Source organism: Neptunicoccus cionae (assembly GCF_002860325.1).
Classification (GTDB): Bacteria; Pseudomonadota; Alphaproteobacteria; order Rhodobacterales; family Rhodobacteraceae; genus Amylibacter; species Amylibacter lutimaris.
The window spans coordinates 317149-334644 of the sequence record NZ_PKOJ01000001.1; the positions used below are offsets into that span (position 1 = coordinate 317149).

The window sequence follows — 17496 nt, forward strand, 5'->3', positions numbered from 1 at the left end:
GAAACCTTCAAGCCCAGCATTTCCGGCAATGTCAGGACTGGATATTTTAACCAAAAAGAGGCTCTTAACTTTTTCTTTACGTAGGCGTGGCAAAGTGAGGATGCGGTACAGCCTGGGAAGGCGATGACCGCCCAAAAAGAGGGCGCCCTGTCAGGTTCTATCAGGGCGCCTGATTGCTCTTTTTGGATTAAATATCCAAAGTCTGCGCTGTCAGCGTTCTTCCATCGTCCGCAGGTCTGACTCTGTGCATCTGCCCCGCTTCAGGCAGGATTGCAAAAGGTCGACGCGGTCTTTGCTAGGCAGGGTCAGGCTGCCATCGGGGCAGGCCTGCATATCAAGTGTCAGCCCGTCAGCCGTGCGGCGCAAGAACATAAGCTGTTCCTGTTCCGGAGAGGCTGGCAAGCCGCCGCACCAATGGGCCAGACAATGTGTTTCTATGGTCAGGTTGCGGGTCGTCTCTGCACCAAATCCGTCTAACCCCATGAAACGACCGGAAAGTTCCGCCGACATTCTACGAGATTGGCCTTCCTGATAAGGGGGCTGTTTGCCAGTAGGCCGGATTTTACCCATGGCGATCACATAGGTGTCGTCAGAGGCCTGAAAGCGGTTGAACGCTTCGGCCAGATTCGGGCGCATACAGCTAAGCGCCTGAACCTCACCGCCGAAAAACAGGCCCGCGATCACCATGGAAAACAGGCCTGTCCGTTTCATCCGGCGAGATCCTTGAATTCGCGGATCACCCGTTCATAGGTGTCCCGTTTGAAGGGGACTATCTTTTCCAGAAGGTCTTCGGGTTTCAGCCAGCACCATTCCCGGAATTCCGGTTCTTTGGTTGCGATATTCACCACGGAATCCTCTCCGGTGAAGCGCAGCAGGAACCACTTTTGCTTCTGTCCGCGAAACCGCCCTTTCCAGAGTTTGGGCACCAGTGCATGGGGCAGGTCGTAGGGAATCCAGTCTTCGGTCTCGGCCACCACTTCTACCGCGCTGGCGGGGATGCCGGTTTCCTCTTCCAGTTCACGCAGAGCAGCAGTGCGGGGGGATTCGTCCCGCTCCACACCGCCTTGCGGCATCTGCCAGGCGTCCTTGAAATTGTCGAGCCGCTGGCCGGCAAAGACATGGCCGTCCCTGTTGATAACCATCAGCCCGACACAGGGGCGATAGGGCAGCTCTGCTATGGCTTCAGGAGTCATTCGGCGTCATTCTCCAGAACGGACAAACCTTTCAGCACATCCAAAGCATAGGCCAGTTGCGCGTCTTCATTGCGCAGCTCAGCGGCTTTCTCTGCGGCGAGCCGTTCCTCTTCCAACTGGTTTTGCTGGTCTTCGGTCAGGCTGTCATTGTTCAGAGCGCCACGCAGGTCGGCCTCAAAACGTTGCTGGCGGGCGTCTTCTTCGGCAGCGACTTCGATTTGAGGACGCTGTTCGACGATAATGTCAGGAGATACGCCCAATGCCTGAATGGAGCGGCCAGATGGTGTGTAATACCGCGCTGTTGTCAGGCGCATGGCGCCATCGCCTTGCAGGGGCATGATGGTTTGCACAGACCCTTTCCCGAAAGAGCGGGTGCCGATAACTACGGCGCGGTGATGGTCTTGCAGTGCACCTGCAACAATTTCCGAGGCCGAAGCAGAGCCGCCGTTGATCAGCACCACGATGGGCTTGCCCTGTGCCAGATCGCCCGGCTGGGCATTGATCCGGTCGCTGTCCTGCGGGTTGCGGCCGCGGGTCGATACGATTTCGCCTTTCTCGAGGAAGGCGTCGCTGACCAGGATTGCCTGATTGAGCAGACCACCCGGATTGTTCCGCAGGTCGATGACAAAGCCGCTGACCTTGTCGATCCCGCCAAGTTCCGCGACTTTTTCGTTCAGACCGGCTTCTAGGTTGGCATATGTCTGGTCCGAGAAGGTTGTGATCCGCAGGACCACGCTGTCCCCTTCGATCCGCGCGCGGGAGGCTTTGACCTTGATGGTGTCGCGCACGATGGTGACATCAAAGGGTTCTTCGCTGCCTTCGCGCACGATGGTGATGACGATCTCGCTGCCGATCGGCCCGCGCATCAGATCTACTGCATCGTCAAGGGTCATGCCGAGCGTGCTTTCGCCGTCCACCTGCGTAATGAAGTCACCGGCCTGAACACCGGCGGCATCAGCGGGAGTGTCGTCAATCGGACTGACCACTTTCACAAAGCCGTTTTCCTGAGTGACTTCGATACCAAGGCCACCGAACTCGCCCCGTGTCTGCACTTGCATGGAATCGAAATCTTCGGGCGGCAGATAGGACGAATGGGGATCAAGCGAGGTCAGCATGCCGTTGATGGCGGAGCGGATCAGTTCCTGTTCGTCCACCTCTTCCACATAGGCGGAACGGATGCGTTCGAAAATGTCTCCGAACAGGTCAAGCTGCTCGTAGGTGGATTTCGTGCGCGCGGCCTCTTGTGCGATCAGCGGCCCAGTCAGTTGTGCCGTCAGGACAATCCCCGCCAGAGTTCCGCCAACTGCGGCCAGTGCAAGTTTCTTCATAAAATCCATCCTACCTGTCATTGATGGCAAACCAGACTCCGGGGTCTACAGGCTTGCCGTTATGTCTCAGCTCCATATAGAGCGTTTCTTGCGCGGTTGCGCCAGTGCCATCCGAGGCTTCGACCAGAAACTCTTGCGTGGCTGCCTGACTTCCGCCCAGCAATCCCACCGGAGCGCCCTGATCGACGATTTGTCCGGTTTCACCGTATACCTGTTCCATGCCCGCGATCACCAGAAGATAGCCGGACTGGGGTTCCAGAATGATCACGTTTCCGTAATCCAGAAAAGCCCCTGAATAGCGGATTGTCGCGGCGACCGGTGCTGTCACCAGTGCCAGCGGACGCGCCGCAATCACAAGTCCGGGGCGTTTCAATCCGGCCGCGTCCACCTCGTTGAAGCCGCGCAGTTGCGTGCCTTCCACTGGCAGGCGAAGGGTGCCGCGCATCCGGTCGAACGGGATCGTCGCTGCTGCATCTGTTTCCGGTGGAAGGACACCAATGCTTTGGGCAAAAACTTCAAGCGAAGTGGCGCTGTCTGCCAGAATTTGTGTCTTTATCGGGTCGTCCGACAGGCGGGTGGGTAGATCGGTGCGATCCGATATCGCCTGACTGAGCGCGACGCGCGCTTCCTGAACGCCTGCCAGCCCCAAGCGCAGTTTTTCTTCCGCGTTGGTCTGGAGGGTGCGCAATTCCTGTAGCTCTTCCAGCTGGGAGCGCAATTCTTCGGCCTGTCTTTGCAGGGCCGGCGTGACCTCGGACATCATCATGCCGGATCGGGCAGTGCCAACAGGACCGGTGGGATGGATCAACAGCATGGGCGTGCTGGCGCGTTCCAGAGTTTGCAGGATTCCCAATAACCGGCTGAGCTGGTCACGGCGGTTTTCAAACTCCAGCCGGATCACCCGTTCGCGGATCGTGGCACCGCGCAGCCCGTCGCGCATGGCGCTGAGACCTGCTTCATAGGCCCGTACCGTTTCACTCAGAGCCTTAACACGGTCTTTTGCACTTTCGGCTTTGGCAAGATCGCGGGTTGCAGCGCTGAGCGCTTCAGAGGCGAGTTGAGCTTTCATCACAGGGTCGCCCTGCGCGAGTGCCGGACCACAGCCAAGCGTGGCAGCCAATACTGCCGCTAGAATTCCGCGCCCTGCTCTCATGCGTCCAGCAAACTCTTACCTGTCATTTCAGGTGGCTGGTCCAGCCCCATCAGCGCCAGCAGCGTCGGGGCAAGATCGGCCAACCGACCGTTTGCGCGCAGCTTTGCGCTTTTCGGGCCGCCGATCAAGGCTACAGGCACCGGATTTGTGGTGTGAGCGGTATGTGGCCCGCCGGTTTCGGGATCAACCATGGTTTCACAATTGCCGTGATCTGCACACAGCAGCATCGCGCCGCCTGCATTTTCAAGCGCCGCCAAAACCTGACCCAACCCCTTATCCACCGCAGCGCAAGCGGCGGTTGCGGCTTCTATACTGCCGGTATGGCCGACCATATCGGGGTTGGCGTAATTCACGACGATCAGGTGGTATTCACCGGAGTTGATCGCCCCCACCAGATGCTCTGTCACTTCGGCAGAGGACATTTCCGGCTGCAAATCGTAGGTCGCGACCTTGGGACTGGCGGCAAGATAGCGGTCCTCGCCGTCTTCGGGGACTTCGACACCGCCGTTCAAAAAGAAGGTCACATGGGGGTATTTTTCGGTTTCTGCAATGCGGAACTGGGACAGGCCCTTTTGCGCGACCCAAGCGCCGAGTGTGTTTACAATGTCTTCTTCGGGAAAGATGCAATCCACGTAGGCGCTGTGGGCTTTGGAATATTCGGTGAAGCCGCTGACCAGCGCGAGTTCGGGGCGGGGGCCGGTGTCAAACCCGTCAAAGCCGGGTTGTGCAATTGCCGCAAGGATTTCACGGGCACGGTCGGCGCGGAAGTTCAGGCACACCAGAACATCGCCGTCTTCCATACCGGAATAGGATCCGATGACGGCGGGTTTGAAAAATTCGTCCGTGATGTCATCCGCGTAATTTTTTGCGATGACGTCTTTGGCGCTGGCGAAGGGGGTGCCGGTGCCGTTCACCATCGCGCGATAGGCCAGTTCCACGCGGTCCCAGCGATTATCGCGATCAAGCGCATAATACCGGCCGGACACCGTGGCAATCGTTGCGCTTTCGGGAAGGGCGGCTTGCAAGGTGGCCAGATATTTATCAGCGGATTGCGGGGCTACGTCACGCCCGTCGGTGAACAGGTGCAGCGCAGTTTTCCGGCCAGCTTTGTCCATAATCTGCGCCATCGCGATCATATGGTCCAGATGGCTGTGCACGCCGCCGTCCGAAAGGACACCACAGAGATGCACAATGCCGTTGCCCATCGTCATGATGCGCTCCACGGCGGGTTGTTGCGCCAGTTCACCCCGTTTGATGATACCGTTGATCTTGGCCAGATCCATTTCCACCACGCGCCCTGCGCCAATGTTCATATGGCCAACTTCGGAATTGCCCATCTGACCTTCCGGCAGGCCCACATCCGGCCCGAACGTTGTTAGCGTGTTATTCGGACAGTTCCGCATGATGCGATCGAAGTTCGGCGTGTCCGCCAGCGCGACGGCGTTGCCTTCCGTTTCGGGGCGTAGTCCCCAGCCGTCCAGAATACACAATACAACGGGTTTGATCGGGGACATCTGCTTACCTCTGGTCGGTTATTGCCTTGGGATGAGCAGATAGCGGTGATCGGCTCGGTTGGCAAGTTTTCCCAAGGTAGTAAGGGGGGAATCGGCGGTTCAGGCCCGATGATAGGGCGCGTTGCCCATGATTGAAGCTGCGCGATAAAGCTGTTCGCTTAACATCACACGCACCAGCATATGGGGCCATACCATTTTGCCGAACGACAGGGCGAAATCCGCTTCGGCCCGCAAATCCGGCGCCAGCCCGTCAGCGCCACCGATCAGGATCGCCAGATCCTGCGTTCCGGTGTCGCGCCACTGGCCGAGCTTGTCTGAAAAATCCACCGAGCTGAGCAATTTGCCCCGCTCGTCCATGATCATGGTTGTTGCGCCCTTGGGAATGGCCTTGCGCAACAGTTCTGCTTCGGCGGCCATACCGGCGTTTTTCTTGTCTTCGACTTCGATTACAGAAACAGGACCGAGCCCCAAAGCGCGGCCCGATTTGTTGAAACGGTCAAGATAATCGGAAATCAAATCCAGTTCGGGCCCTTTGCGCAAGCGCCCGACAGCAATGATATGCAGCCGCATCAAGGGCTTATTCCGCGTCTTCCGCCACGGGCTGCCACATTTTTTCCAGCTGGTAGAACTCGCGCACTTCCGGGCGGAACAGATGAACGATTACGTCCCCTGCGTCGATCAGAACCCAGTCTCCGGCACTTTTGCCTTCGATGCGTGCGCTGATGCCCTTGTTCTGCTTCAGTCGGTCAGCCAGTTTTTCAGCCATGGAAACAACCTGACGGGTTGAGCGACCGGAGGCCACAACCATATGGTCGGCAACGGAAGATTTTCCGGCCAGATCCAGTGTCACGATGTCTTCGGCCTTATCGCCTTGAAGCGAGTTCAGTACCAGATCCAGCATCGACATTGCTGGAATGTTTTCTTCTTTTTCGGCCGCTTGGGGCCCAACACGTTCAACCAGAACGATGTCCTCCGAATATACGCCACTCTTCCTCGGGCGCCGAGATACCCCAAGGGTATCAGAGCGACCGAGTAGTCTCAAGCGAGAACAGATAGCGTTATTTTAGCTGCGAACCAGTTTTTCGTATTCTTCAGCGATGCTGCGGGTCAGTTCGCCCACTTCAAAGGTGTGTTCGCCGATCTGGCCGACCGGTGTGACCTCTGCTGCGGTGCCTGTCAGCCAGCACTGCTCGAACCCGTCGAGCTCTTCGGGCATGATGTGGCGCTCTACCACTTCGACACCACGATCTTTCAGCATTCCGATAACCGTCTGACGGGTCAGACCATTCAGGAAGCAATCGGGTTTCGGTGTGTGTACGACGCCGTCTTTCACAAAGAAGATGTTCGCGCCTGTTGCCTCGGCCACATAGCCGCGGTGGTCGAACATCATGGCATCCGAACAGCCTTTGGCCTCGGCTTCGTGTTTTGCCATGGTGCAGATCATGTAAAGACCGGCGGCTTTCGCGAAACATGGGATCGTTTCCGGGGAGGGGCGCTTCCAGCGGGAAATATCCAGTTTGGCTCCGACCATTTTGGCATCGCCGTAATAGGCACCCCATTCCCAGACCGCGATGGCCATGCGGACAGGGTTTCGGGCGGAGGCAACACCCATGTCGTCCCCCGAACCGCGCCAGCAGACAGCACGCACATATGCATCTTTCAGGCCGCTGGCTTCCAGCGTCTCGTATTTGGCCGCTTCGATTTCATCAACGGTGTAGGGGATCGGGATATCCAGTTCCTTGCCGGAAAACAGCAGGCGTTCGGAATGTTCGCGGCTTTTGAAGATTTTGCCGTTATAGGCCCGTTCGCCTTCAAAAACAGAGGAAGCGTAGTGCAGGGCGTGGGTCAGAATGTGGACATTTGCCTCCCGCCAGGGGACGAGTTTTCCGTCCAGCCAAATAGAACCATCACGATCATCATAAGCACCGGCCATTGCATTTCCTCCACCAGAAGCTGTGTAATTTGCGAAAATTTCGTTTTCGCGGCAAAATACGACATAATATTACGCCAAAGTCGAAATTTGCTATCATTTGATTCTTGGAAAGTCAATAAGACTGACATAAATTGGCGGGTAACGTAAAAATATGTGATCGGATGAAATATCAACCATGCAAGATCGTTTGCAACCCGGCGGGGAAAACCTGCTTTTCCTGACTGATGACCAGTTGTTGCAGGGCATTGAACTGCTGTTCTTCGCCTATCGCGGATTCACGTCCGATCCTGATCGCATCCTTGAAAATTATACTTATGGCCGCGCCCATCATCGCGCGATCCATTTTATTCACCGTCGTCCCGGCACAACTGTAAATGCCTTGCTGGACATCCTCGGGGTGACGAAACAGTCGCTTAACCGTGTGCTGCGCCAGTTGATTGACGACGGTCTGGTCGAAAGCAAGGTTGGGGTGCGGGACCGGCGCGAACGGCATCTGTATCTGACCCCTGCGGGTCAGGCGCTGGAATCCGATCTGTCTTCGACCCAGCGCAAGCGTCTTCGTGCGGCTTATAAAGAGGCCGGACCGGATGCAGTGCACGGTTTTCGCAAAGTTCTCGAAAATATTATGGACCCGTCCATGCGTCAGCATGTTAAGAAGCTGGTAAAGGACTGATCTTGTATGAACGAACCACTCTCCGACGCCCACATTCTGATCGTTGACGATGACGAACGTATTCGCACGCTGTTGCAGAAGTTTCTCTCCCGTAACGGCTATTGGGTGACGGCAGCGCGGGATGCGGCCCATGCGCGGCGTTTGCTGGGTGGGCTGGATTTCGATCTCATCGTGCTGGACGTGATGATGCCGGGAGAGGACGGTCTGACCCTGACCCGCAGCCTGCGGGAAACCCTGACAACGCCGATCCTTTTGCTGACGGCGAAGGGGGAATCGAGCGAACGGATCATGGGGCTAGAGGCGGGCGCGGATGATTATCTTACCAAACCGTTTGAACCCAAAGAGCTGGTCCTGCGGATAAATGCCATCCTGCGCCGTGTGCCGGTTGAACAGGCTGTTGTCGAAGCACCGAAAACCCTGCAATTGGGACCGGTGCGTTATGACGTAACCCGCGGCGAGTTGTGGGAAGGCGATACGTTGATCCGTCTGACCGCCACCGAAAGCACGCTAATGCGGATATTCTCTGCCAGCCCCCATTCGCCCATCAGCCGCAGCAAGCTGGTAGAGGATTTAGGCCGGGACAGTGATCAGGCTCAGGAACGGGCCGTAGATGTGCAGATTACCCGCCTGCGGCGCAAGATCGAAGCAGACCCGAAATCGCCACGCTATCTGCAGACCGTGCGCGGTGCGGGATACATGCTGGCACCTGACTAGAATATCTGTCCCGACGGACCGGAGGAGGGTTCAATGACCACCGCTTTTCTGTCCCACAGTGATTGCCTGTCGCATCACAACCCCGAAGGGCACCCTGAATCCGTAGCGCGTCTTGAGGCCATTCAACAACGGATGTCCGCGCCGGAATTCGATGGCTTGATGCGGATTGAGGCGCCGCTTTGCAGTGACGAAGATATCTTGCTCGCCCATCCTGCCGCCCATTTGTCTGCGATGAAAGCGGCCTCCCCTGAAAGCGGCTTTCAGTTTATTGACGGCGACACATCCTTGTCGCCCGGCAGTTTGCAAGCGGCCTGTCGCGCTGTCGGGGCGAACGTAAAAGCCGTGGATATGGTCCTGTCAGGGCAGGTGCAAAACGCCTTTTGCGCCACAAGACCGCCCGGCCATCACGCAGAACAGCTGCAGGCTATGGGGTTCTGTTTCTTCGGGAATGTTGTGATCGGCGCAAAACATGCGCTGGAGCGGCACGGGCTGTCCCGCGTTGCGGTTGTGGATTTCGACGTGCATCACGGCAATGGCACGCAGGATCTGGTCTGGGATGATCCGCGCACCCTGTTCGCCTCTACCCATCAGATGCCGCTTTACCCCGGAACCGGCTCGGCGTCCGAAACGGGCGCTTCGGGCAATGTGGTGAATGTGCCTCTGGTACCTTACGCTGACGGATCGGATCTGCGCGCGGCTTTCGAACAGGAAATCCTGCCAGCCCTTCATCAGCATAAGCCGGAGATGGTTTTTATTTCAGCCGGATTTGACGCACACGCCCGTGATCCGCTGGCCAATCTGCATTTCACAGAAGAGGATTTTGCATGGGCCACCCGAGTCCTGTGTGATTTCGCCAAAGACACCTGTCAGGGACGTGTGGTCTCGACTTTGGAGGGTGGATATGATTTGCAGGCGCTGGCTGCATCCGTTGCAGCCCATGTTGGCGTTTTGATGGAGCAGACCTAATGGCGGATACACCGATTTCCGAAATGAGTTTTGAAACCGCAATGGCGGAGCTGGAAAAGGTCGTTGGACAGTTGGAAAGCAGTCAGGTTGCGCTGGAAGAAAGCATCAAACTTTACGACCGCGGCGCAGAGCTGAAAAAGCATTGCGCGGTGAAGCTGAAGGAAGCGGAAGAGAAAATTGCCCAGATCACCCTTGGTGCAGATGGCAACCCCGCCGGTTTGAAGCCTTTCGAAGGTTAAGTTTCCGTGGAACGATTTGAACAGAGACTGGCCCGCATTGCGGCGACCACGGAACAGGCGCTGCGCGATCTGCTTCCGCCCGTCGCCACCAACCCGATTGCCGCCCCGATGCATCACGCCGTTCTGAACGGGGGCAAGCGGCTGCGGGCCTATCTTGCGGTGGAATCTGCCGCCTTGTTCGGGCTCGATGTGGTGAATACAGCAGCGGCGATAGAGGCGATGCACGCCTATTCGCTTGTGCATGACGATCTGCCCTGCATGGATGATGATGACCTGCGCCGTGGCAAGCCGACGGTCCACGTGCAATGGGACGAAGCCACCGCTGTGCTGGCCGGAGATGCGTTGCAAACACTGGCTTTTGAAATTCTGGCCGATCCGCTGACCTCGGCCAATGCCTCGGTGCGCATCAAACTGGTTGCCGATCTGGCGCGGGCCTCCGGCGCGAGTGGCATGGTTCTGGGGCAGGTACAGGATATTGCGGCCGAGACCGCGGACGCGCCACTGACACTGGACCAGATCACCGAGTTGCAGGCCAATAAAACCGGCGCGCTGATCGAATGGTCTGCCTGTTCCGGCGCGACACTGGCGCAGGAAGACGCAGGCCCGCTGGCCGCGTATTCCGCCGCGCTGGGCCGGGCCTTTCAGATACAGGATGATGTGCTGGACGTGGTCGGAGATGCAAAACTCGCCGGAAAACGCCTGCAAAAGGATGCTGAGGCGGGCAAAGCCACCTTTGTTTCCATCCTCGGACTTGAAGCCGCGCAACAGCAGGCCAGATCACTGGTAGATCAGGCTTGTGATGCCCTTTCCGTCTATGAATCGCGTGCCGAACCGTTGCGACAAGTGGCGCAATTCGTCATAAGCCGCAATTCGTGATAAAACGGCCCCAGAAGGAACCCCTTGTGAGCGACAGACCCAACACACCCCTGCTGGATCAGGTAAATGCCCCCGAAGACCTGAAACGTTTTTCAGATAAAGAATTGCGTCAGGTGGCGGATGAATTGCGTGCGGAAACCATTTCTGCCGTGTCCGAAACCGGCGGGCATCTTGGCGCGGGGTTGGGTGTCGTGGAACTGACCACGGCAATCCATGCGGTGTTTGATACGCCAAAGGACCGTCTGATCTGGGATGTCAGCCACCAGTGTTACCCCCATAAAATCCTGACAGGACGACGGGATCGTATCCGCACGTTGCGGCAGGAAAACGGCCTGTCCGGTTTCACAAAACGCAGCGAGAGCGCCTTTGATCCCTTTGGCGCGGCCCATAGTTCTACCTCTATTTCCGCCGCGCTGGGTTTTGCGGTAGCGCGTGATCTGGGCGGTGCGCCGGAACACGGGCTGGGCGATGCGATTGCGGTGATCGGGGACGGAGCCATGTCCGCCGGTATGGCTTACGAGGCGATGAACAACGCGGGCCATCTGAAAAAACGTCTGATAGTCATTCTGAACGACAATGAAATGTCCATCGCCCCGCCTGTGGGCGCGATGTCGTCCTATCTGTCAAAACTCTATGCCGGTGAACCGTTTCAGGAATTCAAATCCGCCGCCAAAAGCGCGATTTCCCTGCTGCCCGAGCCGTTTCAGGACGGAGCGAAACGGGCGAAAGATATGGTCAAGCATATGACCGTCGGCGGCACCCTGTTCGAACAGCTCGGCTTTTCCTATGTGGGGCCGATTGACGGGCATGATATGGAACAGCTACTGGCGGTGTTACGCACCGTGAAGCAGCGGGCCACCGGACCGATGCTGATCCATGTGCTGACGCAGAAGGGCAAGGGGTATGCGCCGGCGGAAGAGTCTTCGGACAAATACCACGGTGTTGCAAAATTTGATGTCATCTCGGGCAAACAGAAGAAAACACCTTCAAATGCACCCAGTTACACCTCGATCTTCGCGCAGAGCCTGATTGCAGAGGCAGAGAAAGACAGCAAGGTTGTCGCCGTCACGGCGGCCATGCCGGATGGGACGGGGCTGGATAAATTCGCCGCCCGTTTCGGATCGCGTTGCTTTGATGTGGGGATTGCCGAACAGCACGCTGTTACCTTCTGTGCAGGCATGGCAGCGGGCGGGCTGAAACCGTTCTGCGCGCTTTATTCTACCTTTTTGCAACGGGGCTATGATCAGGTGGTTCACGACGTGGCGATACAGCGTCTGCCGGTCCGTTTTGCCATCGACCGCGCCGGACTGGTCGGCGCGGACGGGGCGACCCATGCGGGCAGCTTTGACATCGGTTTCCTTGCCAATCTGCCGGATTTCGTTGTGATGGCCGCCGCGGATGAAGCCGAGCTCGTCCATATGGTCGCCACGGCTGCCAGCATCAATGACCGTCCCAGCGCGTTCCGGTTCCCGCGCGGCGAAGGGGTTGGCGTTGAGCTGCCAGAGGTTGGCGTACCGTTGGAAATCGGCAAGGGCCGGATGATACAGGAAGGCAGCCGCGTGGCGCTGCTGACTTTCGGAACCCGCTTGCAGGAATGTGAGCAGGCGGCGATCTCGCTTGCGCGTAAGGGGATTACCCCGACGATTGCAGACGCCCGTTTCGCCAAGCCGCTGGACGAAGATCTGATCCGTGATCTCGCGGCCAACCACGAAGCCCTGATCACCATTGAAGAAGGCGCAATAGGGGGGTTCGGCTCTCATGTGGCGCAGTTTCTGGCAGAAGATGGCGTCTTTGATACGGGGTTGAAGTTCCGCTCTATGGTGCTGCCCGACACGTTTATCGATCAAAGCAGTCCGGCCCGCATGTATGAAACTGCTGGTATGAATGCGCCCCAGATAGAATCTAAAGTTCTGGAAGTGCTTGGAATTTCGCAGATTGGTAAAGCCCGCGCCTGACGCGGGCCGCCTGTTTCGCTATTTTTCCAGCCGCGCCAGTCTGGCGCTAATCTCGTCCAGTCGGGCCAACATGTCGTCACGATATGCGCCTGTCGCTTCTGCGTCTTCCGCAAGGTGGGCGTCTTGCATGGAGTTCACGATCAGGCCCACAAGAAGGTTCACAACGGCGAAGGTTGTAACCATGATAAACGGTACGAAAAAGGCCCAGGCGTAAGGGTAGATCTGCATCACAGGGCGCACGATCCCCATGGACCAGCTTTCCAGTGTCATGATTTGGAACAGCGAATAGGCGGAGCGCCCCAGCGTGCCAAACCAGTCGGGGAAGGTGTTACCAAACAGTTTGGTGGCCATCACTGAACCGATGTAAAAAATAATTGTCATCAACAGGAAAACCGAGGCCATTCCCGGCAGGGCAGAGACAAAGCCCTCCACCACGCGGCGCAGGCTCGGGGCAAAGGAAATGACCCGCAACACCCGCAGGATACGCAGGGCCCGCAACACGGAGAGTCCGCCGCTGCCCGGTGCAAGAGACACGCCAACCACCAGAAAATCGAAGATATTCCATGGCCTGAGAAAGAATTTCCAGCCATAGGCGATCAGCTTTACGGCAAGCTCGATCACAAAGATCGCAAGACAAATACCGTCGATCACGCCCAACAGGCCACCGAACATGCTCTTTGCTGTGTCAGAGGTGTCGAGCCCCAAAACAATCGCGTTCAGCACAATCACGGCCAGCACGAAGTTTCGCACGAGCGGGGATTCCACCCATTGGGTCAGTCTGGCGCGAAAATCGCCTTTGGATTCAAGCTGCGAAGAAGTATTCATGGCGGTTTTATAGGGGCTCCGAAAGGTAGAAACCAGCGTTAACGACGGGTGAAATTTGCGACAAGTTCACAATGACCTGACCAGAGAAACTGATCCACAACCTGAACCCATTCCAGCGTAAACCCGCCGTCCAGCAGCGTGCGGGCATCGCGGGCGAATGTAGCAGGGTTGCAGGACACAAATGCCAGCTTGGTTACGCCGCTGTCTGCGATTTGTCTGGTTTGTTCCTTGGCACCGGCACGGGGCGGGTCCATGACTACGGCGTCATAGGCTTTGAATTCATCCGAGAGCAGCGGGTTGCGGAACAGATCCCGTTGGATCGTACGCAATTTTTTCAAACCGGTTGCGTGACGCCAGCCCCGATCCATCGCATCGAGCATCGGTTGGCTCGATTCAATTGCGACCACTTCGGCTTTACGGGCCAGCGGCAGGGAAAACGTGCCACAGCCTGCAAACAGGTCGAGCACGGATTTGCTTTTGCCGGTGATTTCATCCACCGCATCCCAAAGTGCGGCCTCTCCGTGGGCGGTTGCCTGAAGAAAGGCGCCGTTGGGCGGGGTAACAAGTGCGCCGCCAAAATCCTGTTGCGCCGGCTGGCGCTCCAAAACAATATCGCCATTCCAGAATACGCGGGCAAAACCGTTGTCATGCGCGATCTTTACCACATCTTGCATGATGTTGGTGTCCATCGGTTTCGCCTCTGTCAGGTCGACATCCAGGCCGCCAAGGCTGGTGGAAACAGACAGTCGCACCGCGCCCTTGCGGGTGGCGGCGAGTTGAACCAAGGCCTTCAACCCGTCGAAACCGTTCATAATTTCAGGTTCAAGCAGCGTGCAGGTCTCAATCGCCACCAGTTGATCGGAGCTTTTCGCATGAAAGCCGAGCATTGCACCCGATTTGGTCCGCTTACCGGTAAAAACCGCACGCCGCCGCGAGTTGGGCGGGCTGGTCACGGTTTCGCGAAAGCTGGCCTCTATACCCTGCCGTTTCAAAGCTGTATCGACGATGGCACGTTTCCAATCCGCCAGAAAGTCGCCGCGGATATGCTGGGTTGCGCAACCGCCGCAGGTTTTGAAATGGCGGCAAGGGGCTTTGACGCGAATAGGCGCCGGTTCCAGAATGCGCACGTTCTCCAGACGGTCTCCTTGCAGATCGCCGCTGACTTTTTCACCGGGAGCGGTGTACGCAGCAAAAATCTCGGTTCCGTCAAGCACACCAACGCCGTCGCCCTGGCTGCCCAATGTCTCGATTGTAAGTTCTGTCATGCCGTTGCCTTATAGAAAAACACTGCGCGCCGAAAGCGATCTGTGATGCGGGCGTCAGGATAGCCCGCTCAATAAGTCAGCTTTGCTGCTTGTGAAACCGGATTCGATCCATGCGCTCTCCAATTCGCGCAGTTTATCGCCGAGCGCCTTGCCTTCAAATCCTTGCAGATCCTTTGCAGCCACGGGAAAACGGGCCGCCGCCCCCTGCTTGATTTGCGCAAGGACCGCCGGATCGACAGGCAGGCCAAGGCTGGCCGACTGTACCAGCGCAAGGTCAAGCCCTGTGTCCTCACCGAACCGGTAAGCGGCGACGTTGGGGGACAGCAGTTGTACGTTCGCCTGATGGTACTGCCGGACGCGCGTGGCTTCCGCATTGCTCAGGCGAAGCGCGGCTTTCAAGCCCTCTCCCCCCAAGACCAGCAGGCGGCGCAGCCAGTCTGCGGGCAGGCCAAGCTGGTGTTCCAGATGCACAAGGGGCGCAAAACTTCGGGTCGTTGCACCCGGCAGGATACGCTGCAGAACGCCAGTTTGCTCCATCGCGGCGAACGCCATTTCGGGCGTTTCTGCCTTCAGCAGCTTGCGTATTTCCGCGCCTATCCGTTCCTTTGACAGCTTGTCCAAACCGTCCAGATTATCGCTGATCGCCGCCAGCGCTTCTGGGTCCAGACCGGAGGATTGATCTCCGTACCACGCAAAAAAGCGGAAGTAGCGCAGAATGCGCAGGTAGTCCTCTTTGATGCGACGGTCCGCATCCTCGATAAACCGTAAGCGGCGCGCGATCAGATCAGGCAACCCGTTCAAAGGGTCTACAACCCGGCCGTCCGCTCCGGCATAAAGCGCGTTCATTGTGAAATCCCGCCGTCGTGCGTCATCGGTAATATCGCTTGAAAAGGCGACAACGGCACGGCGACCGAACGTTTCCACATCCTTGCGAAAACTGGTGACTTCGAAGCTGTTTTTCTGGATCAGAACTGTAATCGTCCCGTGTTCAATTCCTGTCGGAACAGTGCGGAACCCTTTGTTTTCCATGATGTTCTGAACATCTTCGGGTCGTGCGGAAGTGGCCACGTCCAGATCCGAGACAGGTGCATCCAGCAGGGCATTGCGCACACATCCCCCGACGAAATACGCTTCAAAGCCCTGTTCGGTCAGGGCGCCTAGCAAGGCTTGGGATGTGCTGTCGCGCAGCCAGTCAGCGGTGATTATCATGTCCTGCCTGCCCGACAGTTTCTGCCAGTAATCTAAGCATCCGCGCGGTCGCGCCCCAGATGTAATAGGGGCCATAGGGCACGACGTAATAGCGCCGTTTTTTGCCCATCCAGATACGGCCCTCAATAAAATAATTCGCGGGGTTCAGCACATGTTCCAGCGGCACCTGAAACACTTCTTCAACTTCTCCGGGGTCGCTGAGAGATGCAAAATCGGTGGAAATTTCCGCCACGACCGGATGCACTTCAAAGCCGGTTACCGTCTTATGGCAGGGCAGGCGCCCGATCAGCCTCGCGTGTTTGCGGTTCAGACCGATTTCCTCAAAGGCTTCTCGCAGGGCGGCATCCTCGACGGAATCGTCGCTGGTTTCCACCTTGCCGCCGGGAAAGGAAACCTGCCCGGGATGGTGCTTCAAATGGGCCGCCCGTTTGGTCAGCACCAGTTTCGGGCCTTCTGGCGCCGGAATGATCGGCACCAGCACCGCAGCAGGGCGAAACTTCCACGACGCGTCAGCACCGTCCTGATTCAGATCGAAATCCGACGATCCACCTTCAGCGGAAGGGGATGCAAGCGCGGTTTCAACCCGCGCCAGCAGATTTTCGTGTTCCGGCCTCTCCCCTTCAAGTGGCATCCGGTGCGTCTTTCCCCAGTGTCTCGGGCGGCAATTCGTAATGGGCGCCGCAGAACTGGCAGTCCGCTGTGACCATACCGTTGTCAGCGGTCATCTTCTGGATGTCTTTCGCAGAATAGATCGACATTGTCTGGCGCACTTTGTCCTCTCCGCAGGTACAGCCGAACTCGACCGGCTGGGCAGGGAAAACGCGCGGGGTTTCTTCGTGAAACAGTCGCCGCAAGAGCTGTTGCTGGCCAACGTGTGGGCCGATCAGTTCCATTTCTTCCACGGAATCCAGAAGTATCGACGCGCGGTTCCAGTTATCATCCTCGTCATAAGAACTGGTATCGGCCGGCTGCGCCGTTTCTGCCCCGGCCGACCCTTCTTGTGTGTCTTCGGCGGGTTTCGCAAAGGGCGAGGCTTTGGGCATGTGTTGCAGCATAATACCACCCGCGCGCCATGCAGGGCCTTCGGACTGTCCGAGTTCCTGCGCCGCAGAGGTGACAAAACGGGTTGGCAGTTGTTCCGAATGGGCAAAATAGCTTTCCGCACAGGCCGAAAGCGACCCGCCTGTCAGCGGAGTGATTCCCTGATAGGGCTGCGTGCCCTTGCCCTGATCAATCAGGATCGCGAACATCCCCTTGCCGAGCAGGTCGAAGGGTGCGAGATCGCTTGCCTCTATGGCTTCTGCATCAAAGCTCGCGTAGGCGCGGATTCTGGCTGGTTCCGCCTCGCTTTTCGGGGCGAAATAATCAGTCGCAATAATCCTTAAAGGTCCGTCGCCGCGGATCTGTATCGAAAGTTTCCACCGCAAATCAATGGTCTGGCCAATCAGCGCGGTCAACAGGGCGGCTTCGGCAACCTGTCCGGATACAACCGCTGGATAATCGTGCTGGCGCAGGATCTGGTCAAGCGTGGAATCGAGCCGTGCTACGCGGCCCCGCACATCAGCGCGATCCAGCTGGAAAGGCAGGATGATGTCATCCCAACGTTTAGTGTCTTTTTCTGTGTGCATGGTTCTTATCCTTGTTACCGGCTGG

General features: G+C 57.6%; 19 protein-coding genes. 6 read left to right on the forward strand and 13 right to left on the reverse strand.

The window, feature by feature from the left end; genetic code table 11:
- Nucleotides 1–210 precede the first annotated feature (210 nt).
- From C0U40_RS01515 to C0U40_RS01550, 8 genes are all read right to left on the reverse strand, one after another.
- Nucleotides 211–711, reverse strand: coding sequence for a hypothetical protein (locus C0U40_RS01515; RefSeq protein WP_101653988.1), 501 nt, complete (start codon nt 709–711; stop codon nt 211–213).
- Nucleotides 708–1193 (reverse strand): RNA pyrophosphohydrolase, encoded by a 486-nt coding sequence (locus C0U40_RS01520; RefSeq protein WP_101653989.1) that lies wholly within the window; start codon nt 1191–1193, stop codon nt 708–710. Before C0U40_RS01520 ends, C0U40_RS01515 begins: the two co-directional genes overlap by 4 nt.
- Nucleotides 1190–2521, reverse strand: coding sequence for a S41 family peptidase (locus tag C0U40_RS01525; RefSeq protein WP_101654768.1), 1332 nt, complete (start codon nt 2519–2521; stop codon nt 1190–1192). The genes C0U40_RS01520 and C0U40_RS01525 overlap by 4 nt, the downstream gene beginning before the upstream one ends.
- Before the next feature lie 10 nt (nt 2522–2531).
- Nucleotides 2532–3674 carry a murein hydrolase activator EnvC family protein gene (locus tag C0U40_RS01530; RefSeq protein ID WP_101653990.1) on the reverse strand — a complete coding sequence of 381 codons (1143 nt, stop codon included), beginning with the start codon at nt 3672–3674 and terminating at the stop codon, nt 2532–2534.
- Nucleotides 3671–5188, reverse strand: coding sequence for a 2,3-bisphosphoglycerate-independent phosphoglycerate mutase (gene gpmI / locus C0U40_RS01535; protein WP_101653991.1), 1518 nt, complete (start codon nt 5186–5188; stop codon nt 3671–3673). Before gpmI ends, C0U40_RS01530 begins: the two co-directional genes overlap by 4 nt.
- 99 nt (nt 5189–5287) lie before the next feature.
- Nucleotides 5288–5758: a 23S rRNA (pseudouridine(1915)-N(3))-methyltransferase RlmH gene (rlmH, locus tag C0U40_RS01540; RefSeq protein ID WP_101653992.1), complete on the reverse strand. Its 471-nt coding sequence runs from the start codon at nt 5756–5758 to the stop codon at nt 5288–5290.
- Between the two features lie 7 nt (nt 5759–5765).
- Entirely contained in the window at nt 5766–6095 is a 330-nt protein-coding gene (gene rsfS / locus C0U40_RS01545; protein ID WP_101653993.1) for a ribosome silencing factor, read from the reverse strand.
- A 156-nt stretch (nt 6096–6251) separates the two neighbouring features.
- Nucleotides 6252–7121 carry a branched-chain amino acid aminotransferase gene (locus tag C0U40_RS01550; RefSeq protein ID WP_101653994.1) on the reverse strand — a complete coding sequence of 290 codons (870 nt, stop codon included), beginning with the start codon at nt 7119–7121 and terminating at the stop codon, nt 6252–6254.
- 175 nt (nt 7122–7296) lie between these two features.
- Here C0U40_RS01550 and C0U40_RS01555 point away from each other — a divergent pair, with 175 nt between their 5' ends.
- The 6 genes from C0U40_RS01555 to dxs are packed head-to-tail and all read left to right on the forward strand — an operon-like array spanning nt 7297 to nt 12544.
- On the forward strand, nt 7297–7794 hold the full coding sequence (locus C0U40_RS01555) for a MarR family winged helix-turn-helix transcriptional regulator (RefSeq protein WP_101653995.1): 498 nt from the start codon (nt 7297–7299) through the stop codon (nt 7792–7794).
- Nucleotides 7795–7800: 6 nt separating this feature from the next.
- Complete coding sequence (locus C0U40_RS01560; protein ID WP_101653996.1) at nt 7801–8508, forward strand: response regulator; 708 nt, start codon at nt 7801–7803, stop codon at nt 8506–8508.
- Between the two features lie 33 nt (nt 8509–8541).
- Complete coding sequence (locus tag C0U40_RS01565) at nt 8542–9474, forward strand: histone deacetylase family protein (RefSeq protein ID WP_101653997.1); 933 nt, start codon at nt 8542–8544, stop codon at nt 9472–9474.
- Nucleotides 9474–9713 carry an exodeoxyribonuclease VII small subunit gene (locus tag C0U40_RS01570; protein WP_101653998.1) on the forward strand — a complete coding sequence of 80 codons (240 nt, stop codon included), beginning with the start codon at nt 9474–9476 and terminating at the stop codon, nt 9711–9713. The genes C0U40_RS01565 and C0U40_RS01570 overlap by 1 nt, the downstream gene beginning before the upstream one ends.
- A gap of 6 nt (nt 9714–9719) precedes the next feature.
- A complete protein-coding gene (locus C0U40_RS01575; RefSeq protein WP_435673776.1) occupies nt 9720–10589 on the forward strand; it encodes a polyprenyl synthetase family protein in 870 nt (289 codons plus the stop codon).
- 26 nt (nt 10590–10615) lie between these two features.
- A complete protein-coding gene (dxs, locus tag C0U40_RS01580; protein WP_101653999.1) occupies nt 10616–12544 on the forward strand; it encodes a 1-deoxy-D-xylulose-5-phosphate synthase in 1929 nt (642 codons plus the stop codon).
- A gap of 18 nt (nt 12545–12562) precedes the next feature.
- Here the strand turns inward: dxs and C0U40_RS01585 are convergent, their stop codons facing one another.
- The 5 genes from C0U40_RS01585 to C0U40_RS01605 are packed head-to-tail and all read right to left on the reverse strand — an operon-like array spanning nt 12563 to nt 17471.
- A complete protein-coding gene (locus tag C0U40_RS01585) occupies nt 12563–13369 on the reverse strand; it encodes an ion transporter (protein ID WP_101654000.1) in 807 nt (268 codons plus the stop codon).
- Between the two features lie 38 nt (nt 13370–13407).
- Nucleotides 13408–14634, reverse strand: coding sequence for a class I SAM-dependent RNA methyltransferase (locus C0U40_RS01590; protein ID WP_101654001.1), 1227 nt, complete (start codon nt 14632–14634; stop codon nt 13408–13410).
- 54 nt (nt 14635–14688) lie between these two features.
- Complete coding sequence (locus C0U40_RS01595; protein ID WP_101654002.1) at nt 14689–15843, reverse strand: CCA tRNA nucleotidyltransferase; 1155 nt, start codon at nt 15841–15843, stop codon at nt 14689–14691.
- Nucleotides 15827–16474, reverse strand: coding sequence for a CoA pyrophosphatase (locus C0U40_RS01600; RefSeq protein WP_101654003.1), 648 nt, complete (start codon nt 16472–16474; stop codon nt 15827–15829). Before C0U40_RS01600 ends, C0U40_RS01595 begins: the two co-directional genes overlap by 17 nt.
- Complete coding sequence (locus C0U40_RS01605; protein ID WP_101654004.1) at nt 16464–17471, reverse strand: Hsp33 family molecular chaperone HslO; 1008 nt, start codon at nt 17469–17471, stop codon at nt 16464–16466. Before C0U40_RS01605 ends, C0U40_RS01600 begins: the two co-directional genes overlap by 11 nt.
- Nucleotides 17472–17496: the final 25 nt, after the last annotated feature.

What these genes read in the sequence shown, in the direction of transcription:
- C0U40_RS01520 (WP_101653989.1), bottom strand. Translation starts at nt 1,193, where the DNA reads ATGACTCCTGAAGCCATAGCAGAGCTGCCCTATCGCCCCTGTGTCGGG.
- rlmH (WP_101653992.1), bottom strand. Translation starts at nt 5,758, where the DNA reads ATGCGGCTGCATATCATTGCTGTCGGGCGCTTGCGCAAAGGGCCCGAA.
- C0U40_RS01600 (WP_101654003.1), bottom strand. Translation starts at nt 16,474, where the DNA reads ATGCCACTTGAAGGGGAGAGGCCGGAACACGAAAATCTGCTGGCGCGG.
- C0U40_RS01595 (WP_101654002.1), bottom strand. Translation starts at nt 15,843, where the DNA reads ATGATAATCACCGCTGACTGGCTGCGCGACAGCACATCCCAAGCCTTG.
- C0U40_RS01605 (WP_101654004.1), bottom strand. Translation starts at nt 17,471, where the DNA reads ATGCACACAGAAAAAGACACTAAACGTTGGGATGACATCATCCTGCCT.
- C0U40_RS01560 (WP_101653996.1), top strand. Translation starts at nt 7,801, where the DNA reads ATGAACGAACCACTCTCCGACGCCCACATTCTGATCGTTGACGATGAC.
- C0U40_RS01525 (WP_101654768.1), bottom strand. Translation starts at nt 2,521, where the DNA reads ATGAAGAAACTTGCACTGGCCGCAGTTGGCGGAACTCTGGCGGGGATT.
- gpmI (WP_101653991.1), bottom strand. Translation starts at nt 5,188, where the DNA reads ATGTCCCCGATCAAACCCGTTGTATTGTGTATTCTGGACGGCTGGGGA.
- rsfS (WP_101653993.1), bottom strand. Translation starts at nt 6,095, where the DNA reads ATGTCGATGCTGGATCTGGTACTGAACTCGCTTCAAGGCGATAAGGCC.
- C0U40_RS01550 (WP_101653994.1), bottom strand. Translation starts at nt 7,121, where the DNA reads ATGGCCGGTGCTTATGATGATCGTGATGGTTCTATTTGGCTGGACGGA.
- C0U40_RS01530 (WP_101653990.1), bottom strand. Translation starts at nt 3,674, where the DNA reads ATGAGAGCAGGGCGCGGAATTCTAGCGGCAGTATTGGCTGCCACGCTT.
- C0U40_RS01590 (WP_101654001.1), bottom strand. Translation starts at nt 14,634, where the DNA reads ATGACAGAACTTACAATCGAGACATTGGGCAGCCAGGGCGACGGCGTT.
- C0U40_RS01565 (WP_101653997.1), top strand. Translation starts at nt 8,542, where the DNA reads ATGACCACCGCTTTTCTGTCCCACAGTGATTGCCTGTCGCATCACAAC.
- C0U40_RS01585 (WP_101654000.1), bottom strand. Translation starts at nt 13,369, where the DNA reads ATGAATACTTCTTCGCAGCTTGAATCCAAAGGCGATTTTCGCGCCAGA.
- C0U40_RS01555 (WP_101653995.1), top strand. Translation starts at nt 7,297, where the DNA reads ATGCAAGATCGTTTGCAACCCGGCGGGGAAAACCTGCTTTTCCTGACT.
- C0U40_RS01515 (WP_101653988.1), bottom strand. Translation starts at nt 711, where the DNA reads ATGAAACGGACAGGCCTGTTTTCCATGGTGATCGCGGGCCTGTTTTTC.
- C0U40_RS01570 (WP_101653998.1), top strand. Translation starts at nt 9,474, where the DNA reads ATGGCGGATACACCGATTTCCGAAATGAGTTTTGAAACCGCAATGGCG.